We start from the raw sequence: 21,749 nt of genomic DNA, 5'->3' as shown, positions 1-21,749 counted from the left end.
TGCGTTGACAGGCGAATAGTGCCGATCAGCTCATCAGCTCATCTTCGACGCGCTCCACTTCGGAGCAAAGCTTCTCTGCAAACTTAAGCTTGCGCACAATCACTGCCGCCTCTTGCCATTGAGAAGCAGCGAGTGCCTGCTTAACCTCTTTGATCAAGGCATCATAAAGCGCTTGTGCTTTTGCGCCAAAATCAAATAACGCAGCATCGTCTTGGCTATCAGTGATCGACTCCAGTTCTTCACGCAGTGTCATTTGCTGCATTAAGAACTCAGGATCCTGCATCGTTTGCTGTTCGTCTTTTATATCAATGCTTTGTAACGTCAGCATATATTCAGCGCGTCGAACGGGATCTTTCAACGTCTGAAACGCATCGTTAATTTGCGAGGCTTTCTGCACCGCCTGAAGACGCGTTTTATCGTCTTGGCTAGCAACGTTATCTGGGTGATACTGGCGTTGCAGCTCCCGAAACGTTGAAGAAAGCGAGCTACCGTCCAGCTCAAACTGATACGGTAGCCCGAAGAGTTCAAAATGATTCATGTGCTCTCACGTATTACACGTTGAAGCTTTCGCCACAACCACATTCGCTACTGACGTTAGGGTTGTTGAACTGAAAACCTTCATTTAGGCCTTCTTTGACAAAATCTAACTCTGTCCCTTCGAGATAGAGCAAGCTCTTGCCATCGACGATTACCTTGACGTCATCGTATTCGAATACCTGATCACCTTCTTGAAGCTCATCAGCAAATTCAATGACATAGGCCATGCCAGAACATCCTGACGTCCGTACGCCAAGACGCAAGCCAATGCCCTTTCCACGGTTGTCTAGAAACGCTCTTACGCGATCTGATGCCGCTTGTGTCATGGTAATAGCCATAGTATCAACAACCCCTTCGTTTTACTGCTGGTGTTTTTTCTTGTAGTCGCTAACTGCTGCTTTAATGGCGTCTTCCGCTAAGATAGAGCAGTGGACTTTAACCGGTGGCAGCTCAAGCTCTTCCGCAATCTCAGAGTTTTTGATTGCAGCGGCATCGTCAATCGAACGGCCTTTTACCCATTCGGTGACCAACGAGCTCGATGCGATCGCTGACCCGCAGCCATAGGTTTTAAATTTAGCGTCTTCGATGATGCCTTCGTCATTCACCTTGATTTGTAGCTTCATGACGTCGCCACATGCAGGGGCACCGACCATGCCGTTACCGACGGATGGATCGCCTTTTTCAAACGAGCCAACGTTACGTGGGTTTTCGTAGTGGTCAATTACTTTTTCGCTGTAAGCCATAATTGTTTCCTCAATATGATTGCTCACTGTTGCCAGTTGGCGCGTTTTTCGTATTAGTGGTGCGCCCATTCAACGGTACTTAAATCAATACCGTCTTTGTACATGTCCCAAAGTGGTGACATTTCTCGCAGCTTGTTCACGGCCTCACGGACTTTTTCAATCGCGTAATCCACTTCTTCTTCAGTAGTAAAACGACCAAATGAAAAACGTAGTGAGCTGTGTGCTAGCTCATCGTCGCGTCCTAGCGCACGAAGAACATAAGAAGGCTCAAGGCTTGCTGATGTACACGCCGACCCAGACGATACCGCCAGATCTTTTAGCGCCATCAACAAAGACTCACCTTCAACAAAGGCAAAGCTCACGTTCAAGTTGTGTGGAACGCGCTGCTCCAAATCACCATTAACGTAAACTTCTTCTAAATCTTTGACGCCGTCATAAAAGCGATTACGTAACGCAAGTGCATGTTCAAAATCTTTTTCACGCTCTTCTTTAGCGATACGGAAGGCTTCACCCATACCCACAATTTGGTGGGTCGGTAAGGTGCCTGAGCGCATACCACGCTCGTGACCACCACCGTGCATTTGCGCCTCAATACGCACCCGTGGCTTACGGCGAACATACAAAGCGCCGATGCCTTTTGGTCCGTAAGCTTTGTGCGCGCTGAAAGAAATCAGATCAATTTTCATTTCTTTCACATCTAAAGGCACTTTGCCCACAGATTGTGCAGCATCCACGTGGAACATGATCTTGCGCTCGCGGCATAATTCGCCGATAGCCGAAACGTCTTGAATCACGCCAATTTCGTTATTCACGTGCATGATAGAAACCAAAATGGTGTCATCACGCATCGCCGCTTCTAGCTTTTTCAGATCAACTAAGCCGTTTTCTTCTAGGTCGAGGTAGGTGACTTCAAAGCCTTCTCGCTCTAGCTGCCGGCATGGATCAAGTACCGCTTTGTGCTCGGTCTTGCAGGTAATGATGTGCTTGCCTTTTTTCGAGTAGAAATTGGCAATACCTTTAATGGCTAGGTTGTCTGATTCCGTCGCGCCAGAGGTGAACACGATCTCACGCGGATCGGCATTGCAATAATCGGCAATGTTTTCGCGTGCGGTATCAACGGCTTCTTCTGCTTGCCAACCAAAACGGTGCGAGCGAGAGGCTGGGTTACCGAAGACCCCGTCCATGGTCAGATGCTGACTCATTTTTTCAGCAACGCGCGGATCAACCGGACACGTGGCTGAATAATCAAAATATATGGGCAATTTCATGTTTTTCTCCAATTACACCGACATTGGTCATCAGGAGCGAACGTTCACGCCTATGGTGGCGCTATCTTGTTTGACCTTCGAGCTAAACGTGTTTCTTGGCGCCAATGAGGCGTCCAGTTTAGCATCCTGACGATCTGCTACTTGCTTCACTTCGTTATCATGCATCAGCTCACCGAGCGTGATGTCGTTTAGAAAACCGCTAATACGAGCACTTAAGTCGTGCCACAAGGTGTGTGTCAAACAACGGGTTCCGCCTTGGCAATCTGCTTTACCTTGGCATTTTGTCGCATCAACCGATTCGTCAACCGCGGCAATCACCGCGCCAACGGCAATCTCGTTGGCTGCTATCCCGAGACGATAACCACCGCCTGGACCACGAACACTGCTGACCAGTCCCGACTTACGGAGCCGTGAAAAAAGTTGCTCAAGATAAGACAAGGAAATGCCTTGACGCTCAGAGATGTCCGCCAGGGGCACAGGGCCCTGCTCGGCATGAAGCGCCACGTCGAGCATGGCGGTAACCGCATAACGGCCTTTCGAAGTCAATCTCATAACACGCTACCTGTGGTGAATAGATGCTCAAATGGTTACATACCCGAGTATTTTGGTCAAGTATTTACCTGAGTATTTTTGTCAAGTTTTCACCAAGGTGTACGACGCCTCATTTGAAAGGATCAACGTGGGGAGTGATTATCGGTATTTTGCTCGCTCGATGCCGCCTGTTTGGTCTCCTTTTCCACCGAAGACAGCACGCCTCGTAAAATATTGAGTTCCTGACTCTCTAAACGCGCGCGATTAAATAAGCGACGTAGTTTCGTCATGACCATGCCAGGGTGCTGAGTACGGATAAACCCTGTTTTAGTAAGAACCGTTTCGAGGTGTGTATAAAAACGCGCCAAATCTTGGTTCAGCGGATAGTCTTGTTCAAGGGTTGGGCCTTGATAGGCTTGACTGTCCAACCAGGCGACACGCATTTCATAACACAGCGTTTGCACAGCCATGGCCAAATTCAAAGAGCTGTAGTCTGGATTGGATGGAATCGAAACATGATAGTGACATGTTTGCAGCTCTTCATTGGTTAAGCCAGTTCGCTCTCGGCCAAAAACGATGGCAACCGGATGTGTTGCGGCTTCTTGAATGGCTTTTTGGCCGCACGCTCGCGCATCCAGCATCGGCCATTCTAATGTTCGGCTTCTTGCGCTGGTGCCTATCACTAGGCCACAATCGGCCACCGCTTCTTCAAGCGTATTCACCACTCTCGCGTTATTGGCAATATCACTGGCCCCTGCGGCTAAGGCAATGGCTTGACCGTCTACTTCACAGCCAGGCGCCACTAATGTCATGTTGGTCAGTCCCATGACTTTCATCGCTCGGGCGGCTGAGCCAATGTTTCCGGAGTGGGACGTGCCTACTAATACAACGCGAATTTGATCTAGCATGATGTTGTTTTCGTCTCTTGCTCTGTCCATCTTGGATGGGATGGGCAGCGGTCTGTCAGATCTGCGCAGTTTATCACAGTGCAATCGATAATACTTCTCAGCTAAGCCTGCGGCTGGCGTCATATTTAGCAGAGAGCACGCGCTTATTGACGGTTAAAAAATACCCACTTTCCTTTTGCTCTGGCTCTGTTATACTCCGCCCCGCTTTCGTTCTTTAACATCCGTTGGGAAAACCGTATGCATCCGATGCTAAACATCGCCGTCCGTGCTGCACGGAAGGCTGGCGATTTTATCGCTAAATCTGCAGAAAACAAAGACAACATCGAAACCGCACAAAAAGGCACTAATGACTTCGTCACTAATGTCGACAAAGCGGCGGAACAAATCATTATCGATATTATTAAAAAGTCATATCCGGACCACACCATCGTTGGCGAAGAGTCAGGCGTGGCGGAAGGCAAAGATAGCGATTATCAATGGATCATCGACCCACTGGATGGCACCACTAACTTCATTAACGACTTCCCGCATTTCTGCGTTTCCATTGCTGTGCGCATTAAAGGCCGTACAGAAATTGGTTGCGTTTACGATCCTATCCGCAATGAGCTATTTACCGCTCAACGTGGTTCTGGCGCACAACTCAATAACAAACGTATCCGTACTGGCAGCGCCAAAGAGCTTGACGGCACCCTCTTAGCGACCGGCTTCCCGTTTAAAGCTAAACAGCACGCTGAAGGCTTTATCGCCGTTGTTGGGGCGTTGTTTGTCGATTGTGCTGACTTCCGTCGTACTGGATCGGCAGCGCTCGATCTTTGCTACGTTGCCGCGGGCCGTGTTGACGGCTTCTTTGAACTAGGCCTTAAGCCTTGGGATCTGGCTGCGGGTGAGTTAATTGCGCGCGAAGCGGGTGCCATTTGCACTGACTTTAACGGCGGTACCGACTATATGCGCTCTGGCAATATTGTCAGCGGTGGCGCACGTGTGGTGAAAGGTATACTCGCCAAAGTTCGCGAACACGCGCCTGAGTCGATGAAAAAATAAAGACACCGATAAGATATTAATAAAAAGCGGCGCTCAATGAGCGCCGCTTTTTTGTGCCTGAAGAAGATGACGGCTTGTAAACAATTCGCCACTTGGTCACTGCATAGCCCCACTCTAAGCACAGGGCAAGCGTGGTTAAGGCATCGCGTCGAACTCTTCCCCTTCTTTTTCCACTTCAGGGATCAAGAGGTGCTCGCGCGCAATACCGAGTTTCAAGGCCAGCGCCGAAGCGACATAAATCGATGAGTATGTCCCGACGGTAATACCAATCAACAGTGCCATGGCAAACCCATGGATCATCGACCCACCCAAGGTAAAGAGCGAAATCACCACAAACAAGGTAGTGCCTGAAGTAATGGTTGTCCGACTTAGGGTTTGTGAAACAGACGCATTGATGATTTCGTCTGACTCGCCTTTACGAAGCTTGCGGAAGTTCTCACGAATACGGTCAAACACCACAATGGTATCGTTAAGCGAGTAGCCCACGACTGTCAGCAAAGCAGCGACGATAGTGAGATCCACCTCCACGTCGAACAGAGAGAAAATCCCCAGCGTAATAATCACATCGTGAGCCAGTGCCATGACGGCACCGGAAGCTAGACGCCATTCGAAACGGAACGAGACATAAATCAGGATACAAACCAATGCAATGATGATTGCCAAGCCACCCGCTTCGGTCAGCTCGTCCCCGACATTGGGGCCGACAAATTCGATGCGGCGCATCTCGACGTTATCACCGGTACCGGCTTTGATGGCATTCAGTACCTCATTACCGAGGTTTTCACCTTCCATGTCATCACGTGGACGCAGCCGAACCATCACGTCCGTGGCGCTACCAAAGTTTTGCACCACCGCATCGCCAAAGCCTTCAGCGGATAACGAATCACGGATTAGGGCAAGATCAGCCGGTTGTTCAAAACCGACTTCAATCAAGGTACCGCCGGTAAAATCGAGCCCCCAATTCAACCATTTGGTTGATAAGGTGACCACAGACGCCGCAATCATGAAGATCGAGAACACGAAGGCCACTTTAGACCAACGCATAAAGTTGATCGACATGTCCGGTTTAAATATTTGAAACATGCTTGGGCTCCCTTAAATCGACAGTTTTTCGACGCGCTTGCCGCCATACACAAGATTTACCAGTGCACGCGTTCCCACGATAGCGGTAAACATGGAGGTCAAAATACCAATCGATAGTGTCACCGCGAAACCTTTAATTGCGCCAGTACCCACAGCAAACAAGATGATCGCCGTAATCAGCGTGGTAATATTAGCATCGGCAATGGTACTAAAGGCGTTGGAATAACCCCGATCAATCGCATGTTGTGGACTACGCCCTTCGTGCAGCTCTTCTCGAATACGTTCAAAAATAAGCACGTTAGCATCCACCGCCATCCCCACGGTTAAGACAATACCGGCAATGCCCGGTAGCGTCATGGTGGCGCCCGGAATAAGCGACATAATCCCAATAATCAAGATGATATTCGCGAACAAGGCACAGTTAGCAAACAAGCCGAAGCGGCGGTAATACACCAGTGTAAACAGCATGACTGCAACGAGGCCCCATAAACAGGCTTGTATACCCATATTGATGTTTTGCTGCCCCATGGATGGACCTATGGTGCGTTCTTCAACAATCGAAATGGGCGCAATCAACGCACCGGCACGTAGCAATAACGCAAGGTTGTGAGCTTCAGCTGCTGAGTCGATCCCAGTTATGCGAAAGTCACGGCCTAATGCCGATTGAATGGTCGCTTGGTTAATCACTTCTTCGTGTTTTTCCAAGATCACTTTGCCATTTTCGTCACGCTCACCACTGTCTTTGTACTCAGCAAATACCGTTGCCATCAGCTCGCCAATGTTACGCTTACTGAAGTCAGACATTTTGTCACCGCCCTCGCTGTCGAGCGAGATATTCACCTGTGGGCGACTGTACTCATCACGTGATGAACTGGCGTCTGTGATGTGTGAACCGGTTAAGATGACCCGCTTTTTCAATACTGCAGGACGCCCGTCACGCGAGCTCATTAGCTCACTACCCGGCGGAACACGCCCTGCCATCGCTGCAGATAAATCGGCATCTTGGTCAACTTCACGAAATTCCAAGGTAGCGGTCGCGCCGAGAATTTCTTTTGCTCGGGCCGTATCTTGTACACCTGGCAACTCAACCACGATGCGACTCGCACCTTGACGTTGGACCAAAGGCTCTGCGACCCCGAGCTCATTGACACGATTACGCAAAATAGTGATGTTTTGCGCCACCGCGTAGTTACGGATTTCTTTTAATCGCTCTTCTTTGTACACCGCGGTTAAGGTGCCGTCGTCTTCATCAATCGAGAAGTTCATATCCCGATAATTGTTCGACAGTAGCTCGAGCGCTTTATTGGTGTCTTCTGCGTTACGCAAGTTAACCATTACGCGCGTGTTATCTTCGACACGTAAACCACGATAGCGAATGCGCGCTTCACGTAAATCAGTACGAAAGCTGTCTTCTTGCTGGGTAATCAACTTTTCTAGCGCAGCGTCCATGTCCACTTCCATTAAGAAGTGTACCCCGCCACGTAAATCGAGTCCCAATTTCATTGGTGTTGCGCCAAGGGCGTCCAACCAAGAAGGGGTCGCTGGCGCCAGGTTTAATGCGACCACATAGTTATTGCTATCAAAGCGAGACATCAACGCATCACGAGCACTGATTTGCGATTCAGTGTCTTTAAAGCGAGCTAAGACAGTGCCGTCTTCAAGCGCAATGGATTGGTAGGAGAGGTCATTAGATTCGAGGGTTTGTTTGATGGAGTCCAGCGCAGTCATATCTACCGAGGCGCCACGCGCCCCGGAAATTTGTACTGCTGGATCTTCACCGTATAAATTGGGAAGCGCATACACGATGCCAATAACCAAGGCTATTAGCACCATGATGTACTTCCACAAAGGATAACGGTTTAGCACAGCATGCATCCTTTATGGTTGCGAGAATTAGAGAGACTGGATAGTACCTTTGGGCAGTACTGCCGTCACGAAGTCTTTTTTAATGGTCACTTCGTTATTGTCGTTAAGAGCAATAACAATAAAGTCATTGTCTTCAGCAATTTGGGTGATTTTACCCACCAAACCACCACCGGTCAGTACTTCGTCTCCTTTGCTCATGGATGCCATTAGGTTTTTATGCTCTTTAACACGCTTAGATTGCGGGCGATAAATCATAAAATAGAAAATAACCGCAAAGAGACCAAGCATAATAAAAAGCTGCATACCGCCACCTTGTGGGCCGGCTTCAGCCGCTGCGTGAGCTTGTGAGATAAACATTCAATCACGTCCTCGTTTTAGTTGTTGAATTCGAAATCAATCGAGCGGTGGCACTTCCTTGCCACGACGCGCGTAGAAATCCGCTACAAAGGCATCTAATCTACCTTCGTCAATCGCGTTACGCAAACCTTCCATGACGCGCTGATAATAACGCAAGTTATGGATAGTATTGAGTCGCGCACCGAGGATTTCATTACAACGGTCTAAGTGGTAAAGATAGGCACGGCTATAATGGCGGCAAGTGTAACAGTCACACTCAGGATCCAGAGGCGAGGTATCACTTTTATGTTTCGCATTACGGATCTTGATCACACCACCGGTAATAAATAGGTGACCATTTCGAGCATTTCGGGTCGGCATCACGCAATCGAACATATCAACGCCACGACGCACCCCTTCCACGAGGTCTTCCGGTTTACCCACTCCCATTAGATAACGGGGTTTGTCTTCCGGCAACTGCGGGCAGGTATGCTCCAAGATGCGATGCATATCTTCTTTTGGCTCACCGACGGCAAGTCCGCCAACGGCGTAACCATCAAAGCCAATCTCAGTTAGGCCTTCTACCGACACATCGCGTAAGTCTTCATATACACCACCTTGCACAATGCCGAACAGCGCATTTTTGTTACCAAGTTTGTCAAAATGATTGCGACTACGCTTGGCCCAGCGCAGTGACATCTCCATCGACTTTTTCGCTTCAGCGTGCGTCGCAGGATACGGGGTACACTCATCAAAGATCATCACGATGTCTGAGCCAAGGTCGTATTGGATCTCCATGGATTTTTCCGCATCCATGAAAATCCGATCACCGTTAACCGGGTTACGAAAATGCACTCCTTCTTCAGTGATTTTACGGATATCTCCTAAGCTAAAAACTTGGAAGCCGCCAGAGTCGGTTAAAATAGGGCCATGCCACTGCATAAAGTCATGCAAATCCCCATGCAGTCGCATAACTTCTTGCCCCGGACGTAACCATAGGTGAAAGGTATTACCGAGTAAGATCTCAGCCCCGGTGCCTTTCACTTCTTCAGGGGTCATGCCTTTTACGGTGCCATAGGTCCCCACGGGCATAAATGCCGGGGTTTCGACCGTGCCGCGCTCAAAAATCAAACGGCCACGGCGGGCGCGTCCATCGGTTTTCTTCAGTTCGTATTCCACGAATCCTCCTCAGTGCCAGAGAAACAGTCTGGCGTGTGTCTTATGCTAACAAGGTTTACCCTGCCGCAAGCTTAGATCACACGAAGCCAGGCTTCGCGTGAACTTAATTAATCAGGTTGTTGCTGACGGGTTATAAACATGGCATCGCCATAGCTGAAAAAGCGATAGCGCGCTTCAACTGCCGCGCGATAAGCGGCCATGGTATGTTCGTAACCGGCAAAAGAACTCACCAGCATGATCAAGGTTGATTCCGGCAAGTGGAAGTTGGTGACAAGCACATCCACTAGCTGCCACTGGTAACCGGGATAGATAAAAATCTGGGTGTCATTAAAAAATGGCGCCAGTGATTCACCTTTTTGCTTCGCCGCTTGTGCTGCACTTTCCAATGACCGTACTGACGTGGTCCCCACCGCAATCACGCGTTTACCTTGTGCACGCGTTTGATTGACCGCATCGACCACCTCTTGAGGCACTTCAGCATACTCGGCATGCATGATGTGCTCTTCAATGTTGTCGACCCGAACCGGTTGGAATGTTCCGGCGCCCACATGCAAAGTAACAAAGGCAATATTGACGCCTTTTTCTTTGAGCGTTGCCATAATGGCATCATCAAAGTGTAATCCCGCCGTTGGCGCAGCCACCGCCCCAGGTTTTTGGTTATACACGGTTTGATAACGCTCTTTATCGCTTTCTTCATCAGGACGGTCGATATACGGCGGCAACGGCATATGACCGATGTCGTTGAGTGTATCCACTACGCCTTTATCGCTGTTTAGCTGGATTTCGAACAGGGCGTCATGGCGTGCCACCATCTCTGCCGGGATCTGTCCGTCATCACCGAGGAATAATTCAGCACCGGGTTTTGGCGCTTTAGACGCGCGCACGTGGGCAAGGAAACGACGTTCGTCGAGCACACGCTCCACCAGCACCTCTATTTTTCCACCCGAGGCTTTGCGGCCATACACGCGTGCAGGGATCACACGTGTGTTGTTGAACACCATCAAATCCCCAGGTTCAACCAGTTCGAGGATATCTTTAAACTGACGATGCGCTACCTCACCGCTGGTGCCATCAAGTGACAATAAGCGACTTGCACTGCGATCCGGCTGTGGATAGCGCGCAATCAACTCATCAGGGAGTTCAAAGTGAAAATCGGATAATTGCATGACGTTTGCCTAGATAAAAAGCAGGCCGCTAGTATAGGTAGCCCACCGTGAATATCAAGCGAGCGAAGCAGGCAATCGTTTCAGTGCGCATTAATAGCATGGCGATATTTACGTTTGAAGCCTTTGCCGGATGATTAACTTTGGCGGATGATTAACTTTCGCGGATGATGTCCTTTTGCAGATCATTGCCTTTTGCGAATAATAGCCTTTTGCGGATAATAGCCTCGCGCAGATAATTGATGTGTATCACGTCCACCCCGTGCCAAGTGCACTACAGTTAAATTAATCCTGTGCACTGATAACAAGGAGGTGCCATGTTTACCGTTGATGATATGATGACTCGCCATCCACATACACTGAGTCCGGATCATACGCTTGATGATGCCCACCGCTTAATGCGCGCGGAACGCTTCCGTCACTTACCCATCGTCGATGATAATGAACGCTTGCTTGGGCTAGTTACCCAGCGCGATGTGCTTTCAGCCCAGGCATCGTCTTTAGGAAGAGCAACCAATGGCGATCATCAAATCCATACCCCACTCGCACAATTTACCGATAAGCAACTTGTCACCGTCTCGCCAGAGGCGTCGTTACGTGCCGCAGCATTATCAATGTTAGCGCGTAAAATAGGGTGTTTACCCGTGATTAGAAATCAACGCCTTGTTGGGATCATTACTGATAGTGACTTTGTCGCCATTGCGTCGACCTTGCTCGAAATTCAAGAAGAAAGCGAGCCGATGGAAGAAGGTGAATAAACAAAAGGGAGTGTTTCCACTCCCTTTCTGGCTTCATTTCCATGATAACGGTTTTAATTAAAACTGATCTTCTTCCGTTGAGCCCGTCAGTGCGGTTACCGAAGATTGACCGCCTTGGATAATATTAGTCATCTGGTCAAAATAGCCAGTACCGACCTCCTGCTGGTGAGCCACAAACGTGTAACCACGCTCCGCCGCAGAAAATTCAGGTCGCTGTACCTTCTCTACATAATGGCGCATTCCCTCACCTTGCGCATAAGCGTGGGCAAGATCGAACATGTTGTACCACATGTTGTGAATGCCCGCTAAGGTGATGAACTGATACTTGTAACCCATGTCGGACAGCGCTTGCTGGAAACGAGCGATGGTGTCGGCATCCAAGTTCTTTTCCCAGTTAAAGGATGGCGAGCAGTTATATGCCAATAATTGATCCGGATATTGCGCATGAATCGCCTCGGCAAATTGACGTGCTTCTTCCAGATCCGGTGTCGCGGTTTCACACCAAATCAAATCAGCATACGGTGCATAAGCGAGACCACGGGAAATCGCTTGTTCAATCCCTGGACGCACGCGATAAAAACCTTCTGCGGTGCGCTCACCTGCAATAAAGTCTTTATCATAAGGGTCGCAGTCTGAGGTAAGCAGATCAGCCGCATTAGCATCGGTACGGGCAATCACGAGCGTGTCAGTCCCTGCAACATCCGCCGCCAAACGCGCTGCAACCAGCTTTTGCACGGCTTCTTGGGTTGGCACCAATACCTTTCCACCCATGTGACCACACTTTTTCACTGACGCCAATTGATCTTCAAAGTGGACGCCTGCTGCACCTGCCTCAATCATATTGCGCATCAACTCATAGGCGTTGAGTACACCACCAAAGCCAGCTTCGGCATCGGCAACAATAGGGAGAAAATAATCAGTACCCTCTTCTGGGGTCCCACCTTTTGACCACTGTATTTGATCCGCGCGGCGAAAAGCATTGTTGATACGTTTAACAACCGAGGGGACTGAGTCAACTGGATACAGTGACTGGTCCGGATACATGCTGGACGCTGTGTTATTGTCCGCTGCCACTTGCCAGCCTGACAAGTAAATAGCTTCAATGCCGGCTTTTGCTTGCTGCACAGCTTGGCCACCCGTTAACGCGCCCAAGCAGTTAACATAGCCTTTTTTCGCACTGCCGTTAACAAGGTCCCACAGCTTAGCTGCGCCGCGTTTAGCAATGGTATTCTCGGGGACAAAAGAGCCGCGCATACTGACCACTTCTTCAGCGGTGTACGTTCGCTTTACGTTTTTCCAGCGTGGATTTTCAGCCCAATCCTTTTCCAGTTGCGCGATTTGTTGTTGGCGAGTCAAAGTCATGTTCCATTCCTCTTTGTTGGCAGAGCCTTGTCAGCCCTTCGCTTTCATTCCATGTTGTTGTTTTGCTTCCATGCCCATTAAGGCAAATACTCGTACCCTGGTAAGGTTAAGAAGTTAACTAGCTCATCACTGGTTGTCAGCTCGGCCATTAACGTTGCCGCTTGGCGGTATCGCCCTTGAGCAAAACGTTCAGTGCCCAGTTCGTTTTCAAGCACAGCCATTTCTTCTTCGAGGTACTGCGTAAATAGCTCTTTGGTTACCACGTTGCCATTGCTGAGCGGCTTTTGATGCTTGATCCATTGCCAGATCGACGCACGCGAAATTTCGGCGGTCGCCGCATCTTCCATCAAGCCGTAAATCGGCACACAGCCATTACCCGAAATCCATGCCTCGATATATTGGACCGCAACCCGAATATTGTGGCGCATGCCGGCTTCGGTGCGTTCTCCATCGCAAGGCGCAAGCAAATCCGCCGCGGTAATTGGTGCATCTTGCTCACGAGAAACCGTTAGCTGATTCGGCTTATCGCCGAGCGCTTTATCAAAAATGGCTTTCGCCGTGTCTGCTAATCCGGGGTGGGCAATCCAGGTTCCATCATGGCCATTATTTGCCTCTAGCGTTTTATCTTTTTCGATTTTCTCTAGCACTTGTTGGTTTTCGGTTGGGTCTTTGCTCGGGATAAATGCCGCCATCCCTCCCATGGCCAATGCACCGCGCTTATGACAGGTTCTCACCAACAGTCGCGAGTAAGCATTGAGAAAAGGTTTGTCCATGGTGACCACCTGACGGTCAGGTAGCACCCGATCAGGATGATTACGAAGCGTTTTGATATAACTGAAAATATAATCCCAGCGACCGCAGTTCAGCGCGACGATGTGATCGCGTAAGTGATATAAAATCTCATCCATTTCAAACACGGCCGGTAGGGTTTCGATCAATACGGTTGCTTTGATCGTGCCTCGGCTTAGCCCAAATTCATCTTCTGCAAATGAGAACACATCGCTCCACCACGCCGCTTCTTGATAGGCTTGTAGTTTGGGCAAGTAGAAGTAAGGACCGGATCCTGTCTCAAGCAACCGACGATAGTTATGGAAAAAGTAGAGCGCGAAATCAAATAAAGCACCGGGTAGCGGTTTACCTTGCCACATGACATGTTTTTCTGTCAGATGAAGGCCCCTAACCCGGCAGATCAGGCGCGCGGGATCATCGTTAAGTTGATAACGCTTTCCTGTTTCTGGTTGTTCGTAGCTGATGGTGCCGTTGATAGCATCGCGCAAGTTGCGCTGCCCCTCGACCACTTGTGGCCAAGCTGGTGCGAACGAGTCTTCAAAGTCCGCCATAAACACTTTCACATTGGCGTTCAGGGCGTTGATCACCATTTTCCGATCCACTGGGCCAGTAATTTCTAGCCGTCGATCTTGTAAGTCTTTGGGGATGCCACGAATGGTCCAATCATCGTGGCGAATCGATTGCGTCTCAGGAAGGAAATCGGGCAGCTCTCCCGCATCAATACGCTGTTGGCGCTGCTCGCGAGTGGCCAGAAGCCCAGGTATACGATCCGCAAATCGATTAGCCAAACTGGCTAAAAAACACAAGGCATCATCGGTTAGGATTTCTGCCTGCGCTGGGGTAACGGTCTCGTTAATTACCAGTGATTCGCGTAAGGTTGAGCATGCTTCTGTCATATCGCCTCCCTGGCTGTCATTTGTAATCCAATCACAACAAAAGTTATTTACGGACATCAAGTGGCATCTCACTCACTCAACGCCACGCTAGTTATCTTACGTTGACTCAACCTCGGATAAAAATCAACCTAACACCTCACAGATGTCAATCAAAAACCAATAATAAATACTTAAAATCAGATATTTAAATAGTTTAGAGCATAAGCTCGAATATGCTTTTTTGAATGGATTAGCAGAATGATGTAACACTGCTACCAAGATCATATTTTTGTCACTTAAGTGTAACCACTTACGTAATTAAGTTACAAAACAAGCCACTAGCAACTGAACAGAAAAGTTGTTTTTTTATTTAAAATCATAATATTAGCTGTAAAAATAAAAGCAGCACTCAGGCGTGCTGCTTTTTTTCGTGATAATAATCCAACGTCGGTATCGCGGTTTTTATGACACTAAAACAGAATATAAAACTAATCTTTTACCTTTAATGTAGAATTTATCACTGATTTTAGGTCAATATGTCTTTACCTGTTGGGGAAAGCAGTCCTGTCACCAGATCAGCGAGATTATTAAAAGTCTCTAATCGACTGGAAGATGGCCGCCATACCATACCGATATCACGATAGGCTGCTTTTCCTGGTGGGGTTTCTAGATGCACATCTAAATTAGCAATTAAACCATGATCAATCGCCATTTGCGGTATAAAGGTCACACCATTGCCGTTGGCCACCATTTGCACCAAGGTATGTAAACTGGTCGCCATAAAAGGATTAATCTTCTGCGAGGCAGTCATCTGACAGGCAGAGACAGCATGGTCGGTGAGACAGTGTTCACGCTCTAATAAAAAGACAGACTCATCGGGGAGAGATTCATAATCAACGGGCAATGTAAGCTGTGCTGCTTGTTTGCCGCTCATGACCATTTTAAAGGGATCGCGGCCAACAATTCGACGCGTCATGGTGCCAATATCCATGGGGAGTGCAAGGATCAATATGTCCATTTCGCCATGTTTAAGCGCCGTGAGTAAATTGGCGGTAGTATCCTCGCGCAGCAGTAAATCTAAATTTGGATAGTGTTGATTGACTTGCTTGACCACATCACAGAGTAAAAAAGGTGCAATGGTCGGAATACACCCTAAACGCACCTTACCATGCATGGGATCAGACTTAACTTGCGTTAGCTCCATAAGATCTTGGCTACGGGCGAGAATCTCCCGGCTTCGGCGTACCACCTCTTCACCCATGCCGGTGAGGACTAAGGTTTTATTGTCACGCTCAATCAGCTGTGCGCCAATCAACTCTTCTAGATTTTGAATCCCTGCGCTCAGTGTCGACTGGCTGACAAAGCATAATTTCGCCGCCTCACCAAAGTGACGCGTTTCTGACAGGGTAACCAAATAGTGTAGCTGCTTTAATGAAGGATATTTGTTCATAACGTCATATTTTAAACAATCGTATTTTCCGATTATAACAATCTATTAATTCCACTTTTTTCAATCTAACAAGTTAGCTATAGTTTGTCTCGCTTATATAGGAACCTGATTAACAGGACAACAATTAAATAGGAGCTGAGATATGGTACTCGTAGGTCGTCAAGCACCAGATTTTACTGCCGCTGCCGTACTAGGTAATGGCGAAATCGTTGATAACTTCAACCTGAAAGAGTTCACCAAAGGCAAGAAAGCAGTTGTCTTTTTCTACCCACTCGACTTCACTTTCGTGTGCCCATCAGAGCTGATCGCATTCGATAAGCGCCTGAGCGATTTCCAAGCTAAAGGTGTTGAGGTAATCGGTGTGTCTATCGACTCTCAGTTCTCACACAACGCATGGCGTAAGACAGCTATCGATGATGGCGGTATCGGCGCAGTGAAATACCCACTGGTTGCTGATGTGAAGCACGAAATTTGTAAAGCATACGATGTTGAACACCCAGAAGCGGGCGTTGCATTCCGTGGTTCATTCTTGATCGACGAAGACGGTGTTGTTCGCCATCAAGTCGTTAACGACCTGCCACTAGGCCGTAACATTGACGAGATGCTACGTATGGTTGATGCATTGAACTTCCACCAGAAAAATGGCGAAGTTTGTCCTGCACAGTGGGAAGAAGGTAAAGCAGGTATGGCTGAGTCACCTGAAGGTGTTGCCGCGTATCTGTCTGAGCACACTGACGACCTGTAATAAGGTTACGTGCCCCGCACTGAGCAATGTGCCCGCACTAAGCAATGTAACAGTATAATGAGGCCCGGTTAAACCGGGCCCTTTTTTTATTGTCTCTCAACGCCTTCCTTCCCTCCCGTTTCTCTACATGTCACACCTTGTCTGATTTGTTCATGACGCTTGCTCTGGTCACGGTTATGCTAGACCGTTCAAACAAGGAGCACCTATGACCGTCACCGTCGAAGTATGTATTGATAGTATCCAATCTTTATCGATTGCTCAGCAAGCGGGCGCAGACCGTATCGAGCTTTGTGCTTCGCTCAAGCTCGGTGGCCTCACACCAAGTATGGGTACCCTGTATCAAGCGATGCAACAAGCTCGCGTGCCTATTTACGCGATTATACGTCCACGAGAAGGGGACTTTGTTTATAGCCATGATGAAGCTGAAGTGATGCTTAAAGATATTGCCACTGCCCGCAAAACTGGCTGTCATGGCGTGGTGATTGGCGCCTTACGCCCAGATGGGACAGTAGACTTAACGTTACTCGATGCCATGCTGGCCGAAGCCCGAGGTATGGGGGTGACGTTCCATCGGGCGTTTGATCATTGCACCGAGCCAATGGCAGCGTTAGACGCCCTCATCGCGCGACCTGCCGTGGAACGTATTCTGACCTCAGGTGGTGCCAATCATGTAGAGCAAGGCAAAGAAACACTAAAAGCCTGGGTCGATTACGTCCGTCATACGACGCTTCGTATCATGCCAGGTGCTGGGATCACAGCGCATAATGCCGCAGAAATCATCGCTCACACCGGCGCACGAGATATTCACTTGTCCGCGCGTACCACAAAAGCAAGCGCGGCCCACACTCATGCGATGGCGACGATGGGTGAAGGTGAAAAGATCGGTTACCCCATCACTGATCCCATGCAAGTCAGGGCGGTAAAGCAGGCAGTCGCTCGATTCAGTTAAATGCAATACGCCAGCCGCTCTCACCATACTGTGATTGACCAAACCTTTTTGTCGATAAGCTTGTGTCCTAGAGACAAGGATATTGCATCTCACGGTTGAGTTTCCTAACTTGAAATGATGGTCTTCACAAAAGGAGTGCTGCTTTGTCGGATAAAAAGCCCCTTAAAATCAGCAAAAAACACTACGAAAAAAAATTACTTGAGTTGCAAACCGAGCTAGTCAAATTACAAGAGTGGGTAAAACACAAACAGCTGAAAGTCGTGGTGATCTTTGAAGGGCGAGATGCCGCCGGTAAAGGTGGGGGGATAAAACGGATTACCGAAAAACTCAACCCACGCGTGTGCCGTGTGGTTGCACTAGATAAACCGACGGAACGCGAGCGCACACAGTGGTATTTTCAACGCTATATCGAACACCTTCCAGCCAGCGGAGAGATAGTTTTATTCGACCGCAGTTGGTACAACCGAGCCGGTGTAGAACGTGTCATGGGGTTTTGTACCGAGGAAGAATATGAAGAGTTTTTCCGCACTTGCCCTGAATTTGAGCGAATGCTGATCCGCTCGGGGATTATTTTGCTCAAATACTGGTTTTCCGTCTCCGACGAAGAACAAGAAAAGCGTTTTGCCGAGCGAATAAACACGCCAATAAAACGCTGGAAATTTAGTCCCATGGATTTGGAGTCACGCAGCCGCTGGGTGCAATACAGTGAGGCGAAAGATCGCATGTTTGCTTATACCGACACCAAGGAAAGTCCATGGTGGGTAGTGGAGGCTGATAATAAAAAGCATGCGCGACTTAATTGTATCGCGCATCTTCTCACCCAGATCCCTTATCAAGAGATTGAATACCCAGACGTTATTCTTCCCGAGATCAGCAAAGAGGGCTATGTGCGCATGCCGCTTCATGACCAAAGTTTTGTCCCTGATAAGGTCAGTGAGTGGATCGATAACGACTAAACGCCTATTTGAGGAGCTTTTCGAGCTCCTCTTTTTGAATGTGACGAACATCTTTCCCTTTTACAAAATAGATGATGTACTCACAAATATTCTGGCAGCGATCGCCCACGCGCTCAATCGCACGCGCTGACCACATCACTTTTAGCACATTAGGGATAGAACGAGGATCTTCCATCATATAGGTCATCAACTGACGCAAAATTCCCTCATACTCACGATCGAGAGAATCGTCTTTACGGTAGACTTTCATGGCCGCATCAATATCCATCCGCGCAAACGCATCCAGTACGTCATGCAGCATTTTGGCAGCACGCTGACCCAATGCCTCTAGAGAAACCAAAAAAGGTTGCTGAGAATGACTGGCATTGTCCAATGCCATTTTCGCGATACTATCAGCCACATCGCCAATACGCTCTAGATCCGTGATGGTTTTAATGATTGCCATCACCAGGCGCAGATCGCTTGCCGTCGGTTGGCGCTTAGCAATAATCCGTGTGCAGGCCTCGTCAATGGCGACTTCCATGCCATTGACTTTGTGATCTTCACGAATCACATGGCGCGCTAGCTCTTCATCTTGATTGTGCATGGCACGAAGAGCATCGGTGAGCTGACGCTCCACCAGCCCCCCCATCGCTAGGACGTGAGTGCGAATCGCTTCTAACTCAGCATTAAATTGGCCAGAAATATGGCGGCTAATATTGTAATTATCCAAGGCCTGCTCCTTATCCGTAGCGACCGGTGATGTAATCTTCCGTCTGTTTATTTTTTGGTGTGGTAAACAAGGTGTCAGTATCCGCGTACTCTACCAAGCGACCCATATTAATAAAGGCAGTTTGGTCTGACACCCGTGCCGCCTGCTGCATATTATGGGTAACAATCACCACTGTGTATTGTTTTTTAAGATCGTTGATCAACTCTTCAATCGTCAGTGTTGAGATAGGATCCAGCGCCGAAGAGGGCTCATCCAGCAATAACACTTCTGGCTCAATCGCGATTGCTCGGGCGATCACCAACCGCTGCTGCTGTCCACTTGAAAGACCAAACGCATTATCGTTAAGACGATCTTTTACCTCACCCCACAGCGCCGCACCTCGCAGTGAACGCTCCACCGCATCATCTAAGGTTCGGGGATCATGAATGCCTTGCAGCCGCAATCCAAAAACGACATTTTCATAAACGGATTTCGGAAACGGATTAGGACGCTGAAATACCATACCGACTTGACGGCGTAACGCAGGCACATCAACTTCGCGGTGATAGATGTTTTGCCCATGTAAGGTGACTTCGCCCCGCACGCGACACCCATCCACCAAATCATTCATGCGGTTAATGCAACGCAGTAAGGTCGACTTCCCACATCCAGAAGGACCAATAAACGCTGTGACCTTGCCCTTCGGGATACGCATACTGATATCAAACAGTGCTTGAGTCGCCCCGTAATAAAGATTCAAATCCCGAATAGCTAACGCCGTTTGCTCGTTCGGTAAGTTTCCCAAATCTAAGCTCGGCGTGGCGCCTATAGGCGGGTTTATCGAAAACATCGAGCAGGATCCTTATCGTTACAGTTCTAATGCGCGATATTTTTCACGCAAATAATGACGGATACCGATCGCGGATAAGTTCAGTGCCACGATCACAGACACGAGTAAAAACGACGTCGCATACACCAAAGGTCGCGCAGTCTCGATATGCGCACTTTGAAAGCCCACATCATAAATATGGTAGCCGAGATGCATAAACTTCCGTTCTAAGTGTAAGAAAGGAAAGTTGCCATCAACCGGCAGAGAAGGCGCCACTTTCACCACCCCAACCAACATTAAAGGCGCCACTTCACCAGCGGCACGGGCAACCGCTAAAATTAACCCCGTCATCATCGCCGGGCTTGCCATCGGTAAGACGACTCGCCATAGCATTTCAGATTGGGTCGCGCCCAAGGCAAAGGCACCATGACGGACGCTTGTAGGAATACGCGCTAGCCCTTCTTCTGTTGAGACTATCACGACCGGTAAGGTTAAGATCGCCAACGTTAACGCTGACCACAGAATGCCCGGCGTACCAAACACAGGCGCGGGTTGCGCCGCTTGATAAAAGATATCGTCAATGGTGCCACCAATGAAGTAGACAAAAAAGCCTAAACCAAACACACCATAAACAATGGATGGCACCCCAGCGAGGTTAACAACCGCAATCCGAATCAACCGAGTGAACGCCGTTTTAGGCGCATATTCATGCAGATAAATCGCCGCGACCACGCCCAAAGGGGTAACAATCACTGCCATTAATAAGACCAGAAAAACGGTGCCAAAAATCGCCGGAAAAACCCCACCTGCGGCATTACTGTCACGCGGTGATTCAGATAGAAAAGCCGCCACTTGGTGCCCCCAAAATGTCAGCTTATCGACGCTGCTCATCGCATTGGGGTACCAAATATTTAGCACATTCTCGAGCGGCAATGCGACTTCATCACCATGGCTATCTTCGACAACCAGTTGCCCTGTTTTCTGTTTATCCCGCAGCTGTGCGAGCTTTTGCTCCAGTTGTTGATACTGAGTGAGCAACTGCGTGCGGCGGGATGCAATCTGCGATTGGGCGCGCTTGTCCAACGTCCCCTCAAGTTCGCGAGATTTTTCCTCTAATCGCAACTGTTCGAGCTGATAGTTCACCCCTGCCAGATGGACTTGTTCAATTTTATTGATCGCATCACGACGTGCCGCCAAATCCGCCAGTTGCTGACGCAGCGCAGAAATCACTAATCCATGACGTGTACCGCTTTGATCAATATACGCTGTTGGCTTGCCATAAAAGACACCGTTCTCGCTGCGCTCAATCATCGCCATCTCAATCGGCGTGTGTTGGCTTTTTATCTGAAACGCAAGTAACTGACGAAAGTCGAGCCCTTCTCGTTCACGGTTGCCAATTTTAACCACCAAGCGCTGATACGCGGATTGCCGGTATGCGGGTAAGCGAACACCGGCGTCTATAAGCTGAGTCGCATCAACCTCATCGGTTCGATAAATCTGACCAACGACAGTTTCTACGCCCTGTTCCGTCTGTAACTCAAAACTGGTCACCGGTGTGGGCCAAAAATAGCCTAAGCCACGAACACCGAGCAAGAGTAAGACACCGAGAATGGCAATAAGACTGACGCTAACCATCCCTGCCGTCATCCAGACCCAAGGCGTGCCAGATTTTATCCATGGACGCATGCGC

22 protein-coding genes are annotated in these 21,749 nt (G+C 48.9%); 5 read left to right on the top strand and 17 right to left on the bottom strand.

Annotation, left to right across the window (positions count from 1 at the left end; translation table 11 throughout):
- Positions 1-25 precede the first annotated feature (25 nt).
- The 6 genes from hscB to trmJ all read right to left on the bottom strand — a co-directional run bounded on the left by hscB (position 26) and on the right by trmJ (position 3,987).
- Positions 26-538: a co-chaperone HscB gene (hscB, locus tag BZJ21_RS08275; protein WP_077669530.1), complete on the bottom strand. Its 513-nt coding sequence runs from the start codon at positions 536-538 to the stop codon at positions 26-28.
- A gap of 13 nt (positions 539-551) precedes the next feature.
- On the bottom strand, positions 552-875 hold the full coding sequence (gene iscA / locus BZJ21_RS08270; protein WP_021022920.1) for an iron-sulfur cluster assembly protein IscA: 324 nt from the start codon (positions 873-875) through the stop codon (positions 552-554).
- A gap of 21 nt (positions 876-896) precedes the next feature.
- Positions 897-1,280 carry a Fe-S cluster assembly scaffold IscU gene (iscU, locus tag BZJ21_RS08265; protein WP_025744586.1) on the bottom strand — a complete coding sequence of 128 codons (384 nt, stop codon included), beginning with the start codon at positions 1,278-1,280 and terminating at the stop codon, positions 897-899.
- 53 nt (positions 1,281-1,333) lie between these two features.
- Entirely contained in the window at positions 1,334-2,548 is a 1,215-nt protein-coding gene (locus BZJ21_RS08260; protein WP_077460264.1) for an IscS subfamily cysteine desulfurase, read from the bottom strand.
- A 30-nt stretch (positions 2,549-2,578) separates the two neighbouring features.
- The gene (gene iscR, locus BZJ21_RS08255; RefSeq protein ID WP_021022917.1) at positions 2,579-3,100 is read right to left on the bottom strand and encodes a Fe-S cluster assembly transcriptional regulator IscR; all 522 of its coding nucleotides are present in this window, start codon (positions 3,098-3,100) and stop codon (positions 2,579-2,581) included.
- A gap of 122 nt (positions 3,101-3,222) precedes the next feature.
- Positions 3,223-3,987 carry a tRNA (cytosine(32)/uridine(32)-2'-O)-methyltransferase TrmJ gene (gene trmJ, locus BZJ21_RS08250; protein ID WP_077669529.1) on the bottom strand — a complete coding sequence of 255 codons (765 nt, stop codon included), beginning with the start codon at positions 3,985-3,987 and terminating at the stop codon, positions 3,223-3,225.
- A gap of 237 nt (positions 3,988-4,224) precedes the next feature.
- On the opposite strand from trmJ, the gene suhB reads away from it, so the two are divergent.
- Entirely contained in the window at positions 4,225-5,028 is an 804-nt protein-coding gene (gene suhB / locus BZJ21_RS08245; RefSeq protein ID WP_077669528.1) for an inositol-1-monophosphatase, read from the top strand.
- Positions 5,029-5,163: 135 nt separating this feature from the next.
- Here suhB and secF read toward each other — a convergent pair whose 3' ends face one another.
- From secF to queA, 5 genes are all read right to left on the bottom strand, one after another.
- The gene (gene secF, locus BZJ21_RS08240; RefSeq protein ID WP_021022914.1) at positions 5,164-6,111 is read right to left on the bottom strand and encodes a protein translocase subunit SecF; all 948 of its coding nucleotides are present in this window, start codon (positions 6,109-6,111) and stop codon (positions 5,164-5,166) included.
- A 12-nt stretch (positions 6,112-6,123) separates the two neighbouring features.
- The gene (secD, locus tag BZJ21_RS08235; protein WP_077460262.1) at positions 6,124-7,977 is read right to left on the bottom strand and encodes a protein translocase subunit SecD; all 1,854 of its coding nucleotides are present in this window, start codon (positions 7,975-7,977) and stop codon (positions 6,124-6,126) included.
- Between the two features lie 27 nt (positions 7,978-8,004).
- Complete coding sequence (gene yajC / locus BZJ21_RS08230) at positions 8,005-8,334, bottom strand: preprotein translocase subunit YajC (RefSeq protein ID WP_021022912.1); 330 nt, start codon at positions 8,332-8,334, stop codon at positions 8,005-8,007.
- A gap of 36 nt (positions 8,335-8,370) precedes the next feature.
- On the bottom strand, positions 8,371-9,492 hold the full coding sequence (gene tgt, locus BZJ21_RS08225; RefSeq protein WP_021022911.1) for a tRNA guanosine(34) transglycosylase Tgt: 1,122 nt from the start codon (positions 9,490-9,492) through the stop codon (positions 8,371-8,373).
- Positions 9,493-9,599: 107 nt separating this feature from the next.
- Positions 9,600-10,658: a tRNA preQ1(34) S-adenosylmethionine ribosyltransferase-isomerase QueA gene (gene queA, locus BZJ21_RS08220; RefSeq protein ID WP_077669527.1), complete on the bottom strand. Its 1,059-nt coding sequence runs from the start codon at positions 10,656-10,658 to the stop codon at positions 9,600-9,602.
- Positions 10,659-10,972: 314 nt separating this feature from the next.
- On the opposite strand from queA, the gene BZJ21_RS08215 reads away from it, so the two are divergent.
- Positions 10,973-11,413 carry a CBS domain-containing protein gene (locus tag BZJ21_RS08215; protein ID WP_077660461.1) on the top strand — a complete coding sequence of 147 codons (441 nt, stop codon included), beginning with the start codon at positions 10,973-10,975 and terminating at the stop codon, positions 11,411-11,413.
- Positions 11,414-11,470: 57 nt separating this feature from the next.
- On the opposite strand, the gene aceA is transcribed toward BZJ21_RS08215, so the two are convergent.
- The 3 genes from aceA to BZJ21_RS08200 form a co-directional block, all read right to left on the bottom strand.
- Positions 11,471-12,775: an isocitrate lyase gene (gene aceA / locus BZJ21_RS08210; RefSeq protein WP_021022908.1), complete on the bottom strand. Its 1,305-nt coding sequence runs from the start codon at positions 12,773-12,775 to the stop codon at positions 11,471-11,473.
- Positions 12,776-12,852: 77 nt separating this feature from the next.
- On the bottom strand, positions 12,853-14,460 hold the full coding sequence (gene aceB / locus BZJ21_RS08205; RefSeq protein WP_021022907.1) for a malate synthase A: 1,608 nt from the start codon (positions 14,458-14,460) through the stop codon (positions 12,853-12,855).
- Between the two features lie 505 nt (positions 14,461-14,965).
- Positions 14,966-15,889 carry a hydrogen peroxide-inducible genes activator gene (locus BZJ21_RS08200; RefSeq protein WP_077669526.1) on the bottom strand — a complete coding sequence of 308 codons (924 nt, stop codon included), beginning with the start codon at positions 15,887-15,889 and terminating at the stop codon, positions 14,966-14,968.
- Positions 15,890-16,031: 142 nt separating this feature from the next.
- On the opposite strand from BZJ21_RS08200, the gene BZJ21_RS08195 reads away from it, so the two are divergent.
- The 3 genes from BZJ21_RS08195 (at position 16,032) to ppk2 (ending at position 18,539) form a co-directional block, all read left to right on the top strand.
- Positions 16,032-16,634 carry a peroxiredoxin C gene (locus BZJ21_RS08195; RefSeq protein WP_021022905.1) on the top strand — a complete coding sequence of 201 codons (603 nt, stop codon included), beginning with the start codon at positions 16,032-16,034 and terminating at the stop codon, positions 16,632-16,634.
- Positions 16,635-16,839: 205 nt separating this feature from the next.
- Positions 16,840-17,583, top strand: coding sequence for a copper homeostasis protein CutC (locus tag BZJ21_RS08190; RefSeq protein WP_077669525.1), 744 nt, complete (start codon positions 16,840-16,842; stop codon positions 17,581-17,583).
- 143 nt (positions 17,584-17,726) lie between these two features.
- Positions 17,727-18,539: a polyphosphate kinase 2 gene (gene ppk2, locus BZJ21_RS08185; RefSeq protein WP_077669524.1), complete on the top strand. Its 813-nt coding sequence runs from the start codon at positions 17,727-17,729 to the stop codon at positions 18,537-18,539.
- A gap of 4 nt (positions 18,540-18,543) precedes the next feature.
- Here the strand turns inward: ppk2 and phoU are convergent, their stop codons facing one another.
- Genes phoU through pstA form a run of 3 tightly spaced genes read right to left on the bottom strand, consistent with a single transcriptional unit; the run spans position 18,544 to position 21,745 of the window.
- Positions 18,544-19,251, bottom strand: coding sequence for a phosphate signaling complex protein PhoU (gene phoU, locus BZJ21_RS08180; RefSeq protein WP_021022902.1), 708 nt, complete (start codon positions 19,249-19,251; stop codon positions 18,544-18,546).
- 10 nt (positions 19,252-19,261) lie between these two features.
- Complete coding sequence (gene pstB / locus BZJ21_RS08175; RefSeq protein ID WP_021022901.1) at positions 19,262-20,080, bottom strand: phosphate ABC transporter ATP-binding protein PstB; 819 nt, start codon at positions 20,078-20,080, stop codon at positions 19,262-19,264.
- Between the two features lie 18 nt (positions 20,081-20,098).
- The gene (pstA, locus tag BZJ21_RS08170; protein WP_077669523.1) at positions 20,099-21,745 is read right to left on the bottom strand and encodes a phosphate ABC transporter permease PstA; all 1,647 of its coding nucleotides are present in this window, start codon (positions 21,743-21,745) and stop codon (positions 20,099-20,101) included.
- Between the last annotated feature and the right edge of the window lie 4 nt (positions 21,746-21,749).

It is taken from the genome of Salinivibrio costicola subsp. alcaliphilus (genome assembly GCF_001996185.1).
Classification (GTDB): Bacteria; Pseudomonadota; Gammaproteobacteria; order Enterobacterales; family Vibrionaceae; genus Salinivibrio; species Salinivibrio costicola.
This window is presented reverse-complemented; position numbering and strand designations above follow the sequence as displayed.